The 19,936-nt window shown below is 58.5% G+C and carries 16 protein-coding genes; 5 read left to right on the top strand and 11 right to left on the bottom strand.

Features of this window, described 5'->3' with window-relative positions; translation table 11 throughout:
* Window positions 1-50: 50 nt before the first annotated feature.
* From JN12_RS14785 to mtnA, 3 genes are read right to left on the bottom strand one after another with little or no spacing between them, the layout of a single operon-like run.
* A complete protein-coding gene (locus JN12_RS14785) occupies window positions 51-248 on the bottom strand; it encodes a hypothetical protein (RefSeq protein ID WP_145024097.1) in 198 nt (65 codons plus the stop codon).
* On the bottom strand, window positions 245-3,421 hold the full coding sequence (gene glnE / locus JN12_RS14780; RefSeq protein ID WP_145024095.1) for a bifunctional [glutamate--ammonia ligase]-adenylyl-L-tyrosine phosphorylase/[glutamate--ammonia-ligase] adenylyltransferase: 3,177 nt from the start codon (window positions 3,419-3,421) through the stop codon (window positions 245-247). The genes JN12_RS14785 and glnE overlap by 4 nt, the downstream gene beginning before the upstream one ends.
* A complete protein-coding gene (mtnA, locus tag JN12_RS14775) occupies window positions 3,418-4,458 on the bottom strand; it encodes an S-methyl-5-thioribose-1-phosphate isomerase (protein ID WP_145024093.1) in 1,041 nt (346 codons plus the stop codon). The genes glnE and mtnA overlap by 4 nt, the downstream gene beginning before the upstream one ends.
* Before the next feature lie 302 nt (window positions 4,459-4,760).
* Here mtnA and JN12_RS14770 point away from each other — a divergent pair, with 302 nt between their 5' ends.
* Together JN12_RS14770 and JN12_RS14765 are read left to right on the top strand one after the other, a co-directional pair.
* Entirely contained in the window at window positions 4,761-5,645 is an 885-nt protein-coding gene (locus tag JN12_RS14770; protein WP_145024091.1) for a tetratricopeptide repeat protein, read from the top strand.
* A 19-nt stretch (window positions 5,646-5,664) separates the two neighbouring features.
* The gene (locus JN12_RS14765) at window positions 5,665-9,210 is read left to right on the top strand and encodes a DEAD/DEAH box helicase (protein ID WP_170241937.1); all 3,546 of its coding nucleotides are present in this window, start codon (window positions 5,665-5,667) and stop codon (window positions 9,208-9,210) included.
* Window positions 9,211-9,243: 33 nt separating this feature from the next.
* Here JN12_RS14765 and gatB read toward each other — a convergent pair whose 3' ends face one another.
* The 8 genes from gatB to JN12_RS14730 all read right to left on the bottom strand — a co-directional run bounded on the left by gatB (window position 9,244) and on the right by JN12_RS14730 (window position 17,528).
* Window positions 9,244-10,683, bottom strand: coding sequence for an Asp-tRNA(Asn)/Glu-tRNA(Gln) amidotransferase subunit GatB (gatB, locus tag JN12_RS14760; RefSeq protein WP_145024087.1), 1,440 nt, complete (start codon window positions 10,681-10,683; stop codon window positions 9,244-9,246).
* Between the two features lie 28 nt (window positions 10,684-10,711).
* Entirely contained in the window at window positions 10,712-10,849 is a 138-nt protein-coding gene (locus JN12_RS20525) for a hypothetical protein (RefSeq protein WP_170241936.1), read from the bottom strand.
* A 20-nt stretch (window positions 10,850-10,869) separates the two neighbouring features.
* Window positions 10,870-11,166: a type II toxin-antitoxin system RelE/ParE family toxin gene (locus JN12_RS14755; protein ID WP_170241935.1), complete on the bottom strand. Its 297-nt coding sequence runs from the start codon at window positions 11,164-11,166 to the stop codon at window positions 10,870-10,872.
* Window positions 11,163-11,393 (bottom strand): addiction module protein, encoded by a 231-nt coding sequence (locus JN12_RS14750; RefSeq protein ID WP_145024083.1) that lies wholly within the window; start codon window positions 11,391-11,393, stop codon window positions 11,163-11,165. Before JN12_RS14750 ends, JN12_RS14755 begins: the two co-directional genes overlap by 4 nt.
* A 173-nt stretch (window positions 11,394-11,566) precedes the next feature.
* A complete protein-coding gene (gatA, locus tag JN12_RS14745) occupies window positions 11,567-13,024 on the bottom strand; it encodes an Asp-tRNA(Asn)/Glu-tRNA(Gln) amidotransferase subunit GatA (protein WP_145024081.1) in 1,458 nt (485 codons plus the stop codon).
* A 90-nt stretch (window positions 13,025-13,114) separates the two neighbouring features.
* Window positions 13,115-13,402: an Asp-tRNA(Asn)/Glu-tRNA(Gln) amidotransferase subunit GatC gene (gene gatC / locus JN12_RS14740; RefSeq protein WP_145024079.1), complete on the bottom strand. Its 288-nt coding sequence runs from the start codon at window positions 13,400-13,402 to the stop codon at window positions 13,115-13,117.
* A gap of 114 nt (window positions 13,403-13,516) precedes the next feature.
* Window positions 13,517-15,760 carry an ATP-dependent helicase gene (locus tag JN12_RS14735; RefSeq protein ID WP_145024077.1) on the bottom strand — a complete coding sequence of 748 codons (2,244 nt, stop codon included), beginning with the start codon at window positions 15,758-15,760 and terminating at the stop codon, window positions 13,517-13,519.
* A 145-nt stretch (window positions 15,761-15,905) separates the two neighbouring features.
* Entirely contained in the window at window positions 15,906-17,528 is a 1,623-nt protein-coding gene (locus tag JN12_RS14730; protein ID WP_246125879.1) for a CHASE domain-containing protein, read from the bottom strand.
* Window positions 17,529-17,897: 369 nt separating this feature from the next.
* Between JN12_RS14730 and JN12_RS14725 the strand changes: the two genes are divergently transcribed.
* From JN12_RS14725 to JN12_RS14715, 3 genes are all read left to right on the top strand, one after another.
* Window positions 17,898-18,479 (top strand): site-specific integrase, encoded by a 582-nt coding sequence (locus tag JN12_RS14725; RefSeq protein WP_246125878.1) that lies wholly within the window; start codon window positions 17,898-17,900, stop codon window positions 18,477-18,479.
* 102 nt (window positions 18,480-18,581) lie between these two features.
* Window positions 18,582-19,142, top strand: a complete 561-nt coding sequence (locus tag JN12_RS14720) for a hypothetical protein (protein WP_211360551.1) — start codon at window positions 18,582-18,584, stop codon at window positions 19,140-19,142.
* A 607-nt stretch (window positions 19,143-19,749) separates the two neighbouring features.
* Window positions 19,750-19,936 (top strand): hypothetical protein (locus JN12_RS14715; protein ID WP_211360550.1); only part of this gene is annotated, 187 nt, incomplete at its 3' end.

Raw genomic sequence — 19,936 nt, 5'->3', positions numbered from 1 at the left:
TTACGTCCCGTAGGACCCAAAACAGAGTGTAACAAAGCTGAATTTCTTTTTCAGTGTGACAGCATCCGCTCCAGCAGCGTCTCGTACTCGGCAAGTTTTCGCTCCAGAATTGCCAACTCCTGCTCCGAGTATACGGCAAGACCCTGCTCTATCTCTCGCTGCAGATCGACAATGATCTCCTGAATGGTCGGCTGACGGCCCGGACCCTTTTCCCGGCCAAGTAGACGCAGATTTTTCCCGCTCGTCATGCTGCCCCCAGAATACGATCATAAACCTCACGCACGGCGACGGTCCGCTCTTCATAGTCCTTCATCAGGGTATCGCCCGGATGTCGCAGCTTCGAATCATACCCCAGCCGGCGGGCCAGCATGTCCAGGTATTCCCTGGACCCCCCCAGGTCGTTCATTGAGTAGTCGTGGATGATACGCAGGCGGTTTTCCAGACGTCGGAGGAATTTGTAGCCGTCGATGAGGATCGTTCCGTCCTCTGAGTCGATGCGCCCGGCAGCCCGGATCGACTTCAGCGCCAGCAGGGTGTTGTTACTGCGTATTTCGGGAAGGGCGTGGCCATGCATAAGCAGCAGGTACTGAACGATGAACTCCACATCCACCATCCCCCCACGGCCGGTCTTGATATTGTAGGAACCAGCCTTTTCCCTGGCAATCTCGGTCTCCATCCGCATCCGGAGGCGATGGATCTCCCGGCGGGCATCCTCATCAACGCTGCTGCCGTAGACCGCATGCCGGATCACTTCGTCGATCCCTTCCGAGAGTTCCGGACCGCCAAGGACCACCCTCGCCTTGGTCAGGGCCTGGCGCTCCCAGACCTGCGACTCTTCCAGGTGGTAGTTCTTGAAGGATTCCAGAGAAGTTACCAGCGGCCCGGCATTGCCGGACGGGCGGAGCCGGGTATCGATCTTGTAGACGTACCCCTCCCGGGTCGGGGTGGTGAGGATGGAGATGATCTTCTGTCCCAGCTTGGCGAAATACTCGTGGTTGGTCACCTGTTTTTCGCCGTTGGTCATCCCCTGGTGGTCATAGATATAGATGATATCCAGATCGGAGTGGTAGTTGAGCTCCATGCCACCCATTTTTCCCATCCCGATAACCGCAAAGTCCGCCTCGCGCTCATGACCATCCACGTCGTGCCAGGTCGGCCTGCCGAAACGGACCAGTTCCTGTCGGGCCATGTCGCACGCCGCAGCCAGACAGATGTCAGCCAGATTGGTCAACTGGGTAGCGATCTCAGTCTGCCCCACCATGCCGTTGATGTCGTTCAGCCCGATCCTGAGGAACTCCTCGTGCCGGTAGCGGCGCAGGACATCCAGCCGCTCCTCGTAATCATCGGCCCGTGATAAGAGAGCGGTCAGCTCCCGCTCCATCACCTCCCGCTCCTTGAAGGAGGAGGCATAGGTCTTGGCCACCATGCTCTCCAAGAGTTCGGGGTGACCGATGAAGATCTTGGTCAGGAACTCGGACATGGCGAACAGGGAGGCCATCAGTTTCAGCACCTCCCGTTTTTCTGCCAGCAGGGCGTAGAAAAACGAACGCGAACCAACGGCGCAGAGGAAACGGTCCAGGTTGGCCAGGGACATCTCCGGGTCGGGGGAGGCAAAGATCTCCTGCAGGAGCGGCGGCCCGATCTGCTCCAGTATCCGCCTCGCCCGTTCCGTCAAGGTCGCCCTGGGGGGCCCGTCCCTGAGCATCAACAGGTGCTCGTAACCGCTGTCCACATTCCTGAACCGGCGCTCGGCAAGCATGTCCTTGATCAAGTCGGCATCGGCCTTCCGATCAAAGAAAAAATAGATCTCCGGGCTGACCTCTTCCTTGAGCCGCTCGTCCCGGGAAAGGAACAGATCGCCATAGATGGCCGACACCGCCCCCCGATGGCGCTCCAACTCCTCCCGGAACCGTTCGGTACCGTTTTTCCGGAGAAACCCGCAACGCCGGGCCAGGGCAGCAAACTCCCCATCCTTTCGCGGCAGGCTGTGGGTTTGACGCTCCTGGACCACCTGAATCCGATGCTCCACGGTCCGGAGGAAGCGGTAGGCATCGGCCAGGGCCGTGCAATCGTCCTCCTTGATGAGCCGGCCTTCTTTCAGGACCGCCAGCGCCTTCAGGGAGTTCCGTTCGCGCAGGGCCGGATTTTTCCCGGCATAGACCAGCTGCAGGGCCTGGATGAAAAACTCGATCTCCCGGATGCCGCCACGCCCCAGCTTGATGTTGAACTCTCCCTCCCGCTCTCTGGCCAACGAGGCATCGATCTTCTTCTTCATGGCCATCATGTCTTCGACCAGGTTGTAGTCCAGGAACTTACGGTAGATGAACGGATCCAGGGCCGTGAGCAGCTGATAACCCAGCGCCAGGGAACCGGCCACCGGCCTCGCCTTCAACATGGCAGACCGCTCCCACGTCTGGCCCCACATCTCGTAGTAGAGCTCGGCAGAAAGGGCGGAAACGGCCATATCCCCCCCCTTTCCCTCCGGCCTGAGCCCCAGGTCCACCCGGAAGACGAAACCATCCTCGGTCACCTGGGAGAGGGCCTTGGTGATCATCTCAGCCTGTTTGACGAAAAAGGCATGCAGGGAAATCTTCCCGCTGACACCACCCTTGCCGTCGTCGATACCGGCGGTTTCGCCCTGGTCCGAGTCATAGAAATAGATGATATCGATATCCGACGAAAAGTTCAGTTCCCGGCCGCCGAACTTCCCCATCCCGAGGATAACGAGCCCTGCCTCCCGCAGGCCGCCAGGAGTATCCATCATCGGCAGGCCGTGCTCGGCAACCAGGTGCCGGCTGGTTAGCTCGTAGGCCATCTGCAGTGACGCTGCCGCCAGAGAGGAGAGTTCAGAGGTCACCTCCTCCAGCGAGGCGAGGCCGTTCAGGTCACGGGCCGCTATCCGGAGCACCTCGCGAAACTTGAACCGGCGCAGCAGCGGAAACAGTGACTGATACGTGGTTCCCTCGGGCAGAAACTCCCGCAGGGCGGCCAGCATCTCCTCCTCTGTCCGGCTGATCTCGATCAGTCGGCCGGCGAACAGGTCATGAAACAGGTCGGGATCACGACAGAGGATATTGGTCAGAAACGGTGAGGAGCCAAGGATGGTCAGCAGTCGGGGAAGTTGCGGCTTTTTCTGACAGACGGCAAGGAGGTCGTCGCTACCGACCATGGCAGAGACACGCTCCAGGTTGTTAAGAGCCATGTCAGGAGTCGGTGCGGCCAGCGCAGCCATGGCCACCCGGCTGAGACAGTCCAAAGGCAGCACTTCGGCAAGAAGCCGGATGTTGGTGGCGGTTCGGGTAGGATAGTCAAAACCGCGGTCGGCCAGAAAACCGATCAGACGCCGGCCGGCATCGCTCTCGGGCTCGCCGGCCAGGGCCTCCTGCAGGATGGCGATGAAATCGGCCGACCAGCTGTTCATTGGCCAACCAGCGCCTTCAGGCCGGCCTCGAAATCACCCCGCACCACCCCTTTTTCGGTGATAATGGCCGTGACATACCTGGCCGGCGTCACGTCAAAGGCCGGATTACGCACGGTAACCCCTTCCGGCGCCAGAGAAACCCCCTGGATATGGGTCACTTCACTGGCAGTGCGCTCCTCGATGGGAATTTCGTCACCGCTTTTCAGGGTCAGATCCAGAGTGGAGATCGGGGCGGCCACATAAAAGGGTATCCGGTTCTCTTTGGCCAGCACCGCAACGCTGTATGTGCCGATCTTGTTGGCCGTATCGCCGTTGGCAGCAATACGGTCGGCCCCCACCACTACGCAGTCGATTTCCCCCTTCTTCATGAAGAAGCCGGCCATGTTGTCGGAGATCAGGGTAACGGGAATGCCGTCCTTCATCAGCTCCCAGCTGGTGAGCCGCGCCCCCTGGAGCCAGGGGCGGGTTTCGTCGGCAAAGACCCGGATCTTCTTACCGGCATCACGGGCGGCCCGGATGACCCCCAGGGCCGTGCCGTAACCGGCCGTGGCCAGCCCGCCGGCGTTGCAGTGGGTCAGGATTGTCGCCCCGTCCTTGATCAGGGCGGCTCCGTTGGCACCGAGCGTCTTGCAGATCCGCAGGTCCTCCTCTTCAATGCTGATCGCCTCGGCCTTTAGGATAGCCCGGATGGAGTGCAGGTCCTTGTCCCGGTTGGCTTCGGCGACCCGGCGCATCCGCTGGATGGCCCAGAAGAGGTTGACCGCAGTCGGGCGGGTCCTTGCCAGGACATCGCAGACATTGTCCAGCTGCTTGAAGAACGATTCATGGGTATCGGCGATGATGCCCCGGGCGCCGAGAGCGACCCCCATGGCCGCGGCCACGCCGATGGCCGGCGCTCCCCGGATGATCATGCCGCGGATCGCCTCCGCCACCCCCTGAAAATCGGTGTACTCGTTGTAGACCTCCTCGCTTGGGAGCCGGGTCTGGTCGATCATGATCACCTTGTCGTCGCGCCATTCTATGGTTCTGAAGGACATATTCTGTTCTCCTTATCGGGTATGCGGGAAGATACTACGCTTGGTTACCACGGTCAAGAATGAGGAGAAATTTTGAAGGAAGTCGTACAGAATAAGCTTAACGGGAATGGACGTCCGCTTGATGGTGCCGTCTCGGAAGCTCTATTCCCTACCCGGCAGCCCCCGAGGTGCGGGGGTTTTTCTTGACAGTCCACAAGAAATAATTACAGTACAGGTTCAGTCCCTTTCCGTCCGCGCAACAAATAGTTTTACGCGCAGTACTCAAATGCCGAAGTCGAAACAAACCACGAAAAGATCATTCCATGCAACTGAATCTCTTTGAAGATAACCGTCCCGGCATTCTGCTGAACATTGCCGACGAGTATCTGTACGCCGGAGACCTCGACCAGGCAGTTTCCGTGTACGATCAGATCGTTGACGAGTACCCCGACAACCGTCCGGCAGCAGAGCTGGGCTCGCTGGTGAAAACCTGGCGCGACCGGTTGGCAGCCGTCGATCCCCCGTCATGCCCCCCCGAACAGCTTGCCTCGTTGCGATCTGCACTTGATCAGGCAACACATCCCCCGTTGTGGCAGACGGTGATGGAATTCATTCTGGGTACCCTGCAACAGTTCCCAGAACCCGATGCGGTCTATCTCCCTCCCAGGTTTCATCGCGGTCATCTGCTGATGGAGCAGAAGCGTTATGCCGAGGCAGCTTCAGCCTTTCAGCATGCCCTTTCCGTGCCAGACCTCGCATGGGGCCGCTTTCTGGTCTGGCAGGCTGATGCCCTGACCATGGCTGGCCAGGGTGATGATGCCCTCCTCTTGTATCTGCAGGCGTTTCTGGATGATCCGTCAACGGTGGATATGGCATCCGTCAGACATGCCGGCATCAGAAAGCTCCATCTGCACATCGGCCTGGGTGATGACTGCATCGAGGAGGAGGATGAAGTTGCCTGGCTGCCGGTTGTGGGGTGGATGAACGGGCTTTTTCCGCTCCCTCTCCATATGCTGCCCGACCCGGCCCAGATGGAGGATGAAACCACGCCGGTGCCGCGCCGCTGGTTCGACCTCCTGACCCGTGCCGAATATCTGCGCACGGTCAACAGGGATGATCGTGAGATTGTTGCCGTTCGCCGACTGATGAAACGGTTGAATGCCGCCTTGTTCCAGTGCTATATGGATAAGATCAGCTCCAGCCCCTAAAGGATTTCAGGCCTCACCGATGACCCAAACCACCATCCCTGCTTCCGAATCACCCCTTCTGAAACGATTTGAGACGTATCAACCCGGCGATATTCATCACGTAGCCGCAAAAGTCCATCTCATTGCCGGTTTCAGACAGTGTGCGGTCAATACATTCGTAAAGGCGATCTGGAATGCGGATAAAACCTCGCTCACGATAACGTTTAACGACCGCGCCGAAACCACCCTGCTGCTCCTGGGTTATGACCTACTCAAAAAGTGTACCTGCCGCGACTGGCAGCCCGCCCGCAACTGCACCCATGTAGTGGTGGCATGGGCTTCGCTCAAGCATCTGATCTCTCCGGAAACCCTCAAGCACATCCCCTTCGATCAACAGATGCTTCGGGATCTGAATCGCTGTCTGGAAGCGGAAAGCGGCCCTGCGACCACTCGAACAAAGATCGATCCGGGGCACATGAAAGCAAGGCTTGAAGTTGCCCGCAGCAAGCGCGCGGCTGCGTCGTCAGCACCGCCTTCGCAGGTGACCGGTACTCCGTTCAGACTGCTGCTCGAAAAGGATTCAACCAGCAACAAAATCAGCGGAGCAATCAAGCGGGGCGAACTGACCATTTATGGCTGGAGCTCTGCAGGGCTTCCTACCGATCTGGCCCGCTTTCTGGCCTCCTACGTCGGCTATCAGTCCACCAGCCGATATTTTACCGACTTCACCAGGATGACCGGCGGAAACTATCCAATTGTGTTCAGGGATTCTTCTGGAACGGAAACCAAACTTTCCTTCAGAGCCGACCAGACCTGTACCGCCGGAATAACCTTCGATCTGCGCGGCGAAAAGGTCCATATAACCCGAACACTGAAAGGTGGGACGCCTCTGCCGGAAGGATCAGGAGCGGACGGTCAGCTGCTCTTTGACCCGGCGGCAGGGGTGGTGGTGCCGGTGTCTAACCTGGATGCATGGAACAGCTGGGAGACAGTGGCTGAACTGCTGAATGAAGTCGAAGGAGCATGTCGAGGCACGGCTGATGAGGCTCCCGATGCCGGCCGCCGGGTCCGACGCTTGGAGCATGCGATCATTGCTCCGGCAGAATTGTTCAACAAGGCCGCAATAAGCCTGGATCCAACAGCGCTTCAGAATCCTGATATACACTTTAATTTCCTGACCGGAACTGTTACCAAGGAAAACAGGACTACGATCTTGCCTTCGTACGTTCTTGATATTCCTAACGGCCTATCGTCCCGCATGACCTCTCTGACGCCGGCGTATTTTCTCAATGGCCGGATATTTCCCCTGTCCGACCAGCCGTTCTGGATCTTCAATCCGGACAGGCGCATTGACTCGACTATTCCCACGCCGCTCAAGGCAAAAAAGCGGCTGAAGGTCTTGTTGGAGGCGGCCTTTGCAATGCAGCACGCGACCGGGGAACAGGCTCGGAACCGCATCACCCGCTCGGTCACCTCAACACTCGACTTCGCCAAGACGACGCTAAAGAGGGAGGCAAAACGCCTGTTGAGCTATCTGGCCGGGAAATGGCGCGGGTCCACGGTTGTTGTCCTGGCTGATGCCGGCGAGTGGTATTTTGTCAACAATGACCACCGTACCCAGGTTGAATTGGTCGCTATCCTGTACGACCTGTTCGGGCTGGATGCCTTCGTGGCCAATGCCTTTCCCGGTACCGTGGAACTCTCCACGGATATTTTTTTGAAGCTGCTTCCCACCTTGATGGAGCGTCTCACCAGCGCCGGCTTTTCCCTGCGCATGCATGATGAACCTCTTGCAAAAGCAGAGTGGCGTTTTTCCCTTGATGCGACGGTCAGCTCTCTGGACTGGTTCGAATTGAAACCGGAGATCCGCTGCAACGGTGAGCTATTGACGGAAGAGGAGATAGCGGGGCTGTGTGCCGGAGGGGGAATGCTGCGGCGTGACGGCAAACTGCTTATGCTGGACGACGTCAGCGCCCGGGTCGTGGCCCTGTTTGCCGATGCGTTGAACCCCGGCAAAAAAAGAAAAAAAGGGGGAGATGAGCCGATCAGGGTACCGCGCCTGCAGATACTGGACTGGCTCCAGCTGCGCAGCAACGGGGTAGAGGTGCGGCTCTCGGCCGAAGATGCCCGCGTCCTCGACAGTCTGCTCAATTTTGCGTCCATAGCGAAGCGACCGGTTCCAATTGGGCTTGCTGCCACCCTTCGCGACTATCAGGCCGATGCATGGCGCTGGCTGGCCTTTCTCTACGAGCACCGCTTCGGCGCCTGCCTGGCGGATGACATGGGGTTAGGCAAGACCCTCCAGGGGATCACCCTCCTGGCAGGGATCATGTCGGGAGAGGTCCCATCCGCTGCTCCAGCCGGCACCCCCCATCTTGTGGTGGCGCCCCCATCGCTTCTGTTCAACTGGGAAGCGGAGATCGCCCGTTTTCTCCCTTCGGCACGGACACTCCTCTATGCCGGCAGCGGCCGCTCCGTTGACCGGTTTGCCGACGTCGATGTGATCATCACCAGTTACGGCATCGTACATCGGGATTGCGAGCTCCTTGCCGGGCAACGGTTCAACGTGATCATCTTCGATGAAACCCAGGTGGTGAAAAACCTGCAGGCAGCCACCACCAGCGCCGTGCGCAGGCTGAAAGGGGCATTCAACCTGGCGTTGACCGGCACCCCACTGGAAAACCATCTGGGGGAATACTACGCCATCATGGACCTCTGCCTTCCGGGGCTGCTGGGTACCCGGGAAGAGTTTACCCGTTTTCTGGGAAAGGATGGAGCTGCTGCCACCATGCGGCTTATGGGGCGCACACGCCCGTTCGTGCTGCGACGCACCAAGGCGCTCATAGCCTCCGAACTGCCGCCAAAGACGGAAATAGACATACCGCTTGAGCTCACCACCAGGCAGAGGGCATTCTATCAACGCACCGTTGAAGAAGTACGGGGCCAGGTGAAGGATGCCTACGATAGCCACGCGCCGGCCCAGGCCCGCATCATCGCCCTTACCGCCATACTGCGACTGCGCCAGATCTGCCTTGCACCGTCCCTCGCGTCGCCGGGAGCGGATGCTGCCTCGCCAAAACTGGAATTTCTCTCTGAGCAGCTGGAGGAGTTGCGGGACGAGGGGTACAGCGCACTGGTATTTTCCCAGTTCACCGGCTATCTGGACCTGATCGAAACCGGGCTGAAGAAAAAAGGCTTTTCATACTTGCGACTGGATGGTTCCACGCCGGTTCCCAAGCGGAAAACACTGGTGCAGACCTTCCAGAACGCCACCGAGCCGATGGTGTTTCTCATCAGTCTCAAGGCGGGGGGGAAGGGGCTGAACCTTACCCGCGCCACCTATGTCTATCACATGGACCCCTGGTGGAACCCGGCGGTGGAAAACCAGGCTTCCGACCGGGTCCACCGCATTGGCCAGACGGAACAGGTCACCATCACTCGCCTGATCATGCGGCACACGATCGAAGAAAAGATGATGGCGCTGAAGGCGCGAAAGACGGAGTTGTACAAGGCTATTCTGGAGGAAGGCACAGGCCACGGCGGCGCGGCCCTTACCCGTGAGGATTTGGAGTTTTTACTGGGGTAGTATGCTCCATGACGTTACCGTTTTGGGGAGAAATCACCCCTTCAACTTACTGAGCAGCAGCTCATTCACCACCGCCGGGTTGGCCTTCCCCTTGCTGGCCCGCATCACCTGGCCGACGAAGAAACCGAACACCTTTTCCTTGCCGCCGCGGTACTCCTCCACCTGCCCCATGTTGGCGGCCATGATCTCGTCGATGATCTTTTCGATCTCGCCGGTATCGGAGACCTGCACCAGCCCCTTCTCCTTGACTATCTTTGCCGGCTCGCCGCCATGCTGCCACATCTCGTCGAAGACGGTCTTGGCGATCTTGCCGGAGATGGTTCCCTTCTCGATCAGCTGCAGCAGAGCCACCAGTTGCTCAGGGGCTACCGGGCAGGCCGCAATCTCCAGGCCCGCATCGTTCAGGCCGCGGGTCACCTCACCCATTACCCAGTTGGCTGCTACCTTGGCCTGGGCGCCTGCTGCCAGACAGGTCTCGTAGTACTCGGCCAGCGGCAGGCTGGCGGTCAGCACCTCGGCATCGTAAGGGGGCAGACCAAGCTCTGCCTGGTACCGCTGCATCTTCGCTTCGGGCAATTCCGGAAGGGAGAGCTGCACTTCGTCCACCCAGTCGTTACTGATCACCAGCGGCACCAGATCAGGGTCCGGGAAATACCGGTAATCGTGGGCATCCTCCTTGCCGCGCATGGAACGGGTCTCGCCACTGTTGGGGTCGAAGAGCCGGGTCTCCTGGACGATCTTTCCTCCATCCTCGATCACCTCGATCTGCCGCTCGATCTCGTACTCGATCGCCTGCTTGACGAAACGGAAGGAGTTGACGTTCTTGGTTTCGGTGCGGGTGCCGAATCTGTCCGCGCCTACCGGCATCACGGAGACGTTGGCGTCGCAGCGAAAGCTCCCCTCCTCCATGTTGCCGTCGCAGATGCCGAGATAGACCACGATCTGGTGCAGCTTCTTGAGATAGGCCACCGCCTCGTCGGCCGTGCGGATATCCGGTTCGGAGACGATCTCCAGGAGCGGTGTGCAGGCCCTATTGAGGTCGACGCCGGAACCGCTCCCGAGGCCGGGGATGTCGCTATGCACCAGTTTGCCGGCATCCTCTTCCATATGGATGCGGGTGATGCCGATCGTTTTCGTCCCCCAGTCGCCGGCGATATCCAGATGGCCATGCTCGCAGATGGGAAGCTCGTACTGGCTGATCTGGTACCCCTTGGGAAGGTCGGGATAGAAGTAGTTCTTGCGGGCAAAGACCGAGCGGGGTGCGATCTGGCAGTTGGTGGCCAGGCCCGCCTTGATGGCGAACTCCACCACCTTCCTGTTCAGCACCGGCAAGGCACCGGGCAGCCCCAGGCAGACCGGGCAGGTCTGGGAGTTGGGGGAGGCGCCGAACTGGGTGGAGCAGCCGCAGAAGATCTTGGTGTTGGTCTTCAACTGGACATGGACTTCAAGACCGATGACGGGTTGGTATTTCATATATTATTAACTCCGATCCTCAGTAATATCAGTGTTCACCGCGATTGCAACCATCCGGAATACAGGCATTATTCTTTCGCCATGGTTTCAGCCACTTCAGCAACTCTTTGGTTGTAATGACGCGACCGGCATTTGCATCGGCAATACCTTCGAGAGCTTCAGCCATGCAATCTGTTTCCGTGACGTTCATGCAAGCCTGTAGCGCCAGTATTCCGGACGTCTTTTGTGATGGGCAACCGCCATGATTCTGACACGATCAGTCTCTACGACGTATATCAAACTGTACGGAAACCGTCGTAAGACTTTTCTCCGCAGGTTCTTTGAAATGAGTTTACAGGCTTTAGGGTGTGCAAGAATCTCACTGGCCGTTTTTTCAACATCATCGATAAGTGCCTGTCCAAGGCCGGAAATACAATCTTCGTAATAGTGGGAAGCCTCTGCCAACTCGGCACGGGCATCCTCATGAAACGTGACCTGTTTCACCGGAGAGCATTCCTTAGACTCCGGAATACTTCACTGGCTGGATATTCACGGGCATTGCCCGCACGGAGACCGGCGAGGCGTCGCTCCGCTTCATCGACCCAAAGTTTAAGATTTTCAGTTTCGCTTGGCGCGTCTATGCTGAGAATAAGCTTTTCGGCCAGTTGCGCTCGAGTGTTTATATCAAGGCTGAACAACTCGTTTTCAATCTGGTGAACAGTCAAGGGCATGTCTCACCTCCTGATTTTATCCTGAGTTCATCTCAGGTTCTTCTCCAGAACCTCCGCCTTCGTGCCTTCGTCAATGGAGATGGTGAATTGTGGGATGCGTACTGCTCGGTAGACAACCAATTCAAGGGCTTGTCATAAAATTTCTGATCTATTGCCAAGACAGATTGCTCCGGTTACAAGTTTGCCTTCCGTTTATGCCACGTCGTCGCCTGCTCGAAGGCATAGGCGGCACGGAGGATCGTCTCCTCGCCAAACGGCTTGCCGATAAGCTGCAGGCCGATCGGCAAGCCTGCCTGGCTGATGCCGGCCGGGACGCTGATGCCGCAGGTGCCGGCCATGTTCACCGGGATGGTGAATATGTCGGACAGGTACATCTGCAGCGGATCGCTGGTCTTTTCCCCGATCCTGAAGGCCGGGGTCGGCGCCACCGGGGTGAGGATGATATCCACCTGGTCGAACGCCCTGAGGAAATCCTGCATGATCAGGGTCCGCACCTTCTGGGCCTTCAGGTAGTAGGCGTCATAGTAACCGGAAGAGAGCGCATAGGTGCCGATCATGATCCTCCGCTTCACCTCGTGCCCGAACCCCTCATCACGGGAGCGGCTGTAGGTGTCGATGAGGCTCCCCGGTTCGGCGGTGCGGTGGCCGAAGCGGACGCTGTCGTAACGGGCCAGGTTGGAGCTCGCCTCGGCAGTGGCAATGAGGTAATAGGTGGCCACGGCATAATCGGTGTGGGGGAGGGAAATGTCGATGAATTCGGCCCCCATTCCCCGATAGGTCTCCATGGCCATCTCCAGGGCGCTCTTCACCTCCGGGTCGAGCCCGGCAATGAAGTACTCCTTGGGCAGGCCGATCTTCAGCCCCTTCACCTCAAGCACCAGCGACTTCGCATAGTCGGGCACCGGTAGGTCGACGCTGGTGGAATCCAGCGGGTCATGGCCTGCCACGGCGCCGAGCATGATGGCGGCATCGGTAACGTCGCGGGTGATCGGCCCCACCTGGTCGAGGGACGAGGCATAGGCGATCACCCCGTAGCGGGAGACCCGGCCGTAGGTCGGCTTGAGACCGACGCAGCCGCAGTGGGAGGCGGGCTGGCGGATGGAGCCGCCGGTATCGGTCCCGAGCGTTGCCGTGGCCTGTCGGGCCGCAATGCAGGCGGCAGAACCGCCGGAGGAACCACCGGGAATCCGCTCCAGGTCCCACGGGTTGCGGGTCGGACCGAAGGCGCTCCCCTCGCAGGACGAGCCCATGGCGAACTCGTCCTGGTTCAGCTTGCCGAGCAGAACGGCGCCGCGCTCTTTCAGCTTCAGCCAGGCAGTGGCATCGTACGGGGGGATGAAGTTCGCAAGGATGTTGGAGGCGCAGGTGGTTCTGGTGCCTTTGGTGAGGAAGATATCCTTCAATGCCAGCGGGATGCCGGTCAGCAGGTCCATGTCGCCGGCGGCAATCCTGGAGTCCGCTGCTGCGGCGGCAGCAAGGGCCTCGTCGCCGGTGACGGTGATGTAGGCGTTCACCTTTTCGTCAGTGGCGGCAATGCGGTCCAGACAGGCCTGCGTAGCCTCGACCGACGAGACCTCCCGCTTTTTCAGCCTGTCATGCAACTCGTGGATGGTTAATTCATGCAGTTCCATTTATATGCTCCGGACACAAACGTTCATGTAGGGGCAAACCTTGTGTTTGCCCGCTTATTGGGCGATCACAAGGATCGCCCCTACGAACAACTATTCAATAACCTTGGGCACCCGGAAAAAGTCGTCGATCCGGTCCGGGGCGTTGGCAAGGGCCGCGTCAGCCCCAATGGACGGCCTGACGACATCGTCGCGGAAAGCGTTTTCCATCGGCACGGCATGGGAGGTGGGCACGATGCCATCAGTGTTCAGCTCGTTCAGTTTCTCCACATAGGCCAGGATGTCGGCCATCTGGCCGGTAAACATCGCCACCTCATCGTCACTCAGGCTGAGCCGGGCCAGCCTGGCCACATGCTGCACCTGCTCGCGGGTTATTTTCATGGCAGACTCCTGTTGTATAAGCTTACGGAAAGAAAAGATTTTTAGCACAAATGCGGACGTGGTTCAAGGTCATGATATTAACATTGAACGTTGAACATAGAACCGTGAACGGCCCTACACCCGTTCCAGGCCGGCAAACCTGACCAGCAGCTTCTTAGGCCCAACCGAAGCGAACCAGACGATGACCTTCTGGTCATTCCCATTACCCTCGATCTTCCGGACGGTGCCGACACCGAACTTGGCGTGGCGCACCCGCATGCCGAGGACAATACCTTCGGAATCCTCCGGCACCACCTCCACCTCGTTGGCGAGCACCGGTTCTTCCGATTCACTCCTGGCAAAGACCGCCGCCAGGTTGTGACCCGTCGTTGCCCCCGTTTTCCCCGGTCTCCGCTCCCAGCCCTCCGGGCCCCGAGCCCCGAGCCCAGCACCCAGCGCCAGCTGTTCCCCTTCAAGATCCACCAACTCCCGGGGGATATCGGCGATGAAACGGGACGGCGCATTGTACTGATCCTGGCCGAAGATCCGCCGCCGGCGCGCATTGGAGAGGAACAGCCGCTCCCTGGCCCGGGTCATCCCCACGTAGCAGAGGCGCCGCTCCTCCTCCATCGCCTCGGGATCATCCAGAGAACGGACATGGGGGAAGAGCCGCTCCTCCAGGCCGACCAGGAAAACCACCGGAAACTCCAGCCCTTTGGCCGCGTGCAGGGTCATCAGGGTAGCAGATTCCCTGCCGGCCTCACTCCGCTCCAGGTCCGAAACCAGGGCCACCTGCTCCAGGAAGGCCGGCAACCCCTTCTCCCCGCTGGTCCGGTCGAACTCTTCCATGGCCACCAGCAGTTCCTGCAGGTTGGCCAGCCGGTCCTGGGCCTCTTCGCTCCGGTCCTCCTGCAGCTTCGCGGCATAGCCGCTCTCCTGGATGATCCGGGAGGACAACTCGGCCAGCGGCACGGTGGCTACGTAGCCGCGAAAGGTCTCCAGAAGCCGGACGAATTCGGCCACCTTCCCCCGCGGACCTGCGGTCAGAAGCCCAGCCGTCGCCGCTCCGAGCAGGGCGTCATGGAAGGTGAGCCCCTCCCGCTGGGCACTCTCGTTGATCCGGTCGATGGTGGCATGGCCGATCCCCCGGGGCGGGACATTGATGATCCGTTTCAGGGAGATCTCATCGGCCGGGTTGTCCAGCACCCGCAGATAGGCCAGGACATCCCTGATCTCCATCCGCTCGTAGAACCGCATCCCCCCCACCATGTGGTACGGAATGGCGTCCGCCACCAGGGCGTCTTCTATGGAGCGGGACTGGGCGTTGGTCCGGTAGAAGACGGCCACATCCGAGAGGTCTCCCCCCCGGCGGACGAAGCGGCTGATCTCCCGACAGACGAAACGGGCCTCTTCCCGATCGTCCTCAAGGCGCCGATAGACGATCCGTTCGCCGGCCGGATTCTCGGTCCACAGCGTCTTGGCCTTGCGCCCACGGTTCCTGGCCACCACCGCACCGGCCGCAGTCAGGATGGTTCCGGTGGAGCGATAGTTCTGTTCCAGTTTGACGGTCTTGACGCCGGGGAAGTCCTTCTCGAAATCCAGGATGTTGCGGATATCCGCCCCGCGCCAGCGGTAGATGGACTGGTCGTCGTCCCCGACCACGCAGAGATTGCGCCTCTCTCCTGCCAGAAGCTGCACCAGCCGGTACTGGACCGGGTTGGTATCCTGGTATTCGTCCACCAGGAGCCACTGCCACCGCTCGCGGTAGCGGTTCAGCACATCGGGATACGCCTCGAAAAGACGCACGGTCAGGAGTACCAGATCGCCGAAATCGAGAGCATTGTTCTTCCGCAGCCGCTCCTGGTAGACAGTGTAGACCCGGACCAGTTGGGCAGTCCTGGAGTCTCCGGCCGGCAGATCCTCCGGTAGACGCCCGGCATTCTTGCAATCGTCGATGGCCGCGGCAAAGGCTCGCGCCGGATACCGTTTCTCGTCGATGTTCAGCTGGGCGACGATTTCCTTCAGCAGCCGTTCGCTGTCTTTGTCGTCGTAGATGGCGAAGTTCGCACCGTAGCCGAGCAGCTCGATCTCCCGGCGCAGGATACGTACACAGGTGGCATGGAAGGTGGCAATGAGAGGGGCGTCAGCCGCGCCGACCAGCCGTTGCACCCGCTCCCGCATCTCGCCGGCCGCCTTGTTGGTGAAGGTCACGGCCAGAATCTGCCAGGGAGGGATGCCGCGTTCACGGATGAGCCAGGCGATCCGTTGGACAATAACGCGGGTCTTGCCCGAGCCGGCACCGGCCAGGATCAGCAGCGGACCCTCGCCGTGGAGGACAGCTTCTTTTTGGGGATGGTTGAGATTGGAAAACTGAGACATGGGCTTTCTCGGGAAGGTATCCAACATCCCGGCGGTCTGGGCTGCTATGCGCTGTCATAATGAAGTCCGCCGCCCTCTTTGTCAAGGTCGATCGGCCAGGCCTTTCCCCACAAATTGGCAAGCTCACTCTGCGATAACGGACGCGTCACTCATCCCGAATCGTAAAAAAGAACGTCGCCCCTTTCCCCGGTTCAGCCTCGGCCCAGATCCTCCCTCCGTGCCGCTCGATGACCCGGTGCACGGTTGGCAGGCCAATGCCGCTCCCTTCAAACTCGGACTCGCTATGCAGACGGCAGAACGGCTCAAACAGTTTGCCGGCGAACGCCATATCGAACCCTGCCCCGTTGTCCCTCACAAAATAGACCTTCTCTCCTGCATGCACCATTTGTCCGAACTCGATTGCCGCCTCCGGATTCCTGGCACTGTATTTTACCGCATTGCAAAGAAGATGCTGCAAGCAGATTCTAAGCATGCGGCGGTCACCCAGTACTACTACTCCCGGGGCGATGGTTACCGTTATCGTCCGATCTCCGGCGCCATGCAGCAGTTCAGCAAGTATTCCCCTGCTGATTTGCGAAAGATCCACAGGAGCGCACACCATCTCTTCCCGCGTAATCCGGTACATCAGCAGCAGACCGTCGATGACACTTCTCATCCTCCGGCAGGCAACTCCCAGCCGTTCCGCATAATGCACAAGCTGATCAGAGCCGGAATCTCCGACAGAGTCCTCGATCGCCCTGCTGAACCCCTCCAGCCGGGCGATCGGTGCCCGCATTTCATGGGAAATGGAGTAGCAGAAACTCTCCAGTTCCCTGTTCAGCCGCTCCAATTCCGCAGTACGATTATAGACCCGCTGCTCAAGGGAATGATTCAGATCCTCCAGCTGTTTCTGCTTGGCAGCCAGCGCCTCATCGGCCTTTATGGTCCGAGCGCGTCCAATGGCGAGCATCCAGGTGGTCAGGGTCAGGAACAGACTCAGTACGATGCCCGTTGAGGCAACATACTCGGCCGTGCCGCTTTCCGGACTCACCGCGAACGAAGGGAGTGCCCGAAACGTAACGGTCCATATCCGGCCGGCTATCTCAAGCTGCCTGATGGAACGGAGCGGCGGATCCACCATACCGTCAAACCTGATTTTGTCCGCGTCGTGCAGAAGGGTCGTCTTCGAGATCTCTTGTCCGTCGTAAATTTCTATGTCGATTTCGCCGGCATGTTGGCCGAAAAGCCCGGCCATCAGGTCGTCCATACGAAACGGAGCATAGACCCATCCGACGATTGCAGAGCGACGTGTTGCCACCGTATCGCGTGGCTTCCCGTTTTGATAAACCGGTAAATAGATCAGCACGCCAGCCTGTTGCCGCTCCGTGGGCTCTTGAACCAGCCGGACCTTGCCGCTGAGCGCCACCCGTCCCGTGTCACGCGCCCGCTCCATGGCGGCACGTCTCACCCGCTCGGAATACATGTCATAGCCAAAGGCCCGCAGGTTGCGGGCTGTAAATGGTTCCAGGTAGATTATGGCTGTGTAGGTTTCCCGCTCCCCTTCCGGCTTTATCGTGTAGTTCGGGAACCCTTCCGCACGGATCGTGTCGATATGCCTCTGTTTATCTACAGCCGGCACAATCAGGGAATACCCCACCCCCTGTATCCCGGGATAATTGTCCGAAAGACGCAGGGCAGCTACATACTCGTAGAAATCACGGCGCGCCACGACACCGGAAGCTGCAAACAGCCCTCGTGCCCCACGCAGCACCTGTTCATATGCCACCATGCGCTGCTTTATAATAAGAAGATTCTCTTGTACGCGGGAATCGAATTTTGACCGGAGATTCCGTTCGACTGCCTGCTGCTTTTGTTTCCACATCTGCAAGGTAACAAGCAGACCAACAACCAAGAGCAGCCAGGGAAGCCACTGGGCGAGTCGAGACATTAGGGAGATGTTTCTGCTAGATCTGAACGCCTGACTTTCACCGGTCAAGAACATCTTTCACCCCAATGACAAGTTGCGTGGTACCCCCCCGGACAACCCTTTGCGGAGATGAATTGCGTTTAATTGTACCTCAAGAAGGGGATTTTGCAGGCTTGTTTTTGCTATCAACCAAGCGATTGGTAGTTTTTTGCAACCGAGGAAACTGAAGTCGTGAAGAGCCAGGTCGAAACAAAACTCTCCACCCGGAGCTACACCCCGGCCCAGGTGCAGCGTATTGCATCAGCCCAGTCGGAACGAAACAGCCTGGCAACACAGATCGCCTACTGTGGCGACCTGCGGGCGCATGAGCTGCTGACCATCCGGTCGGAAGGGGAACAGCAGCCGTCGAGCCATCGGGTCTGGAGTAAGGAGCGCTTCACCGGGAGGAACGGGGTGCGGTACACCGTTACGGGCAAAGGCGGACTTGTCAGAGAGGTCCTGTTGTTGAAGGAGTTGGCAGCACAGCTTGAGGGAACCCGTCTCGACGAACCACGGCAGGTGGTCGATCGTGGAGTGAACTACACTCAGCGTTACGACATCGGCGGCGGCCGGGCATGGAGTCAAAGCTTTTCGGCAGCCAGTCAGCGTGAGTTGGGATTCTCCACAGGGGCGCATGGTCTGCGCCACAGCTATGCCCAGGAGCGGATGGAGGAATTGCAGAGATACGGCATGAATTACGATGATGCAAAAGGAACTGTCGCCCAAGAGGTCGGGCATTTCGAATCTGATACTACGGAGGCATATTTGAGATGAGTTTTCCTGATTATGAAAAAATGCAGGCTAAATCCAGGATGAACGTGGCACGAATACTGATTGCGATTGTGATGTTTATTCTGCTGGCTGAACTGGTGGGTTATGCCGAACCTGGCAATAGTACGTCTCGATGAGAAGGGGGCTCGAATACCTGAGACGTGCTATATTCTCATAGGACAGAAAGACAATAAGCTCTTCGGACATAGAATAATCAAGGGAATGGAATACGGTTGGGACGGTGTCCCTGCCGCCTGGCCGTATATGGTGGCCGGCATTATCCCGGCTCTGGGCATCGGCTTCTGTATCGGTGAACTTGCCCGACGAAAATTCGCGATTGCAGAGGTTTCCCAGAAAGCACTTTTAGAAGCCAATCAGATCAAATTAGATGCCTGGAGAACGGACTTTGAGGCACAGGATATAATCCGTGAGGCCAAAAAATTGAATAGCGATCTTTACAGTTTGAAAAATCGCCTTCACGAAGAATTGATGATCTGTCGTGCTGTGACAGTAAATTCAGAAGATAAAATCCGGAATTGTGACGAAAAACTAAATGAAATACCCAAGGTCGAGCGGGAGCTGGAAAAGGCCAGGAATGTCATCGAAAAGCTGAATCAGCGGATTTCCAGAAACAAGAAAGGGCATGACAAGAAAGCCAATGGTTGACGACAGCGGGATTTATTGGTTAAAATCAACGCATATACAACGCTCCGTGGCGTTCTGTCTCCCTTGGACACACGGTGGCTTGCAGAGCCGGCCTTCAGGCAAATCTGCAGGTTCTATCCAGACCGGCACACAGTGCGAAGGATAGCAGCGGAGAACAGTCCCACGCTGAACAATCTGGGGGCGAATCGGGAAGGTGACTTCTCGCGGTGGTCGGTGACCATCGGCCTCGGCAGCAGAGCTGACCGTATGGCAATCTAACGCGACGAAAATCCGGTCAGTACGGCAGATCATGAAATGCGGCTCCCTGAATGGGGGCCTTTTTCATTTTCGGAAGCAAGGGGATCTTTTGGCATCCATCTCAGGCAACTGTTTGGGATACTGAATTGGATATAAGTATGGTGGCTGTTTTGGCTACCAATTTGGTACCAAATATGGGGTAGTATTTGCCACCTTCCGACAATGGCGCATTATTGGGTACAAAATTGGTACCATCAATGCGCCATTGCCCTGTACCGACATTTCTTACTGAATAATTGTCCACTCCCCCGCTGTTTTCAGGTAGATTACCGATACTTCAGCCGAATCAGTACGCAAATGGAGAGTGATTATGCTCGTCCGTCCATTTTCCGATATCCACGCAGAGTTCTGGCCGCCCAACAAGATCCCGCGCATTCTTGAGATGGTGGTGCCACCGCTGCAGACAGACAACGAGACCGTCGCCTTGGTTGCCGGCGACCTCGGCCTGGCCCACCGCCAGGAGACCTGGCTCAAGGTTGTCAGCCTTCTGGCCAAGC

Source organism: Geobacter argillaceus, from assembly GCF_007830735.1.
Classification (GTDB): domain Bacteria; phylum Desulfobacterota; class Desulfuromonadia; order Geobacterales; family DSM-12255; genus Geomobilibacter; species Geomobilibacter argillaceus.
This window is presented reverse-complemented; position numbering and strand designations above follow the sequence as displayed.